The sequence below is a fragment of the Actinoplanes sp. NBRC 103695 genome, from assembly GCF_030269485.1.
GTDB lineage: Bacteria > Actinomycetota > Actinomycetes > Mycobacteriales > Micromonosporaceae > Actinoplanes.
This window is the reverse complement of sequence record NZ_BSTL01000146.1, coordinates 1-362: the sequence shown is the minus strand read 5'-3', so window position 1 is coordinate 362 and position 362 is coordinate 1. Positions and strand designations below refer to the sequence as shown.

General features: G+C 68.8%; 1 protein-coding gene. It reads left to right on the top strand.

Annotated features, from left to right (window positions below; genetic code table 11):
* On the top strand, positions 1–362 hold a 362-nt coding region (locus QSK31_RS48635), incomplete at both ends, for a hypothetical protein (RefSeq protein ID WP_285692017.1).

Below are 362 nucleotides of genomic sequence, written 5' to 3'. Positions count from 1 at the left end.
GACACCCCAGCCTTCTTCGGCACCCCCCGCACCGCGCACATCCTGCACGACCTCCGCCCCGGCGCGGCAACCCTCGCGTGGGGACGCCAGCCCGGCGAGGACGCGCACATGGTCGTGATCGAACGCGACACCCACGGAAACCTCCACATCTACGACCCCGCCATCCCCGGCCCCGCAGCAGTCACACCATTCACCCTCGACACCCCGGCCGGACTACACCCCACTCTGACCGGACCAAGCCGCTACCCCGTCAACACCGACGGCGACCTCGCCCAATGGGATATCCACCACCAGCAGGCCGTGTTCGGACCAGACGACAACCAAACCCGCACCCCTTCCGACGGACACACCCTCGACGCCCT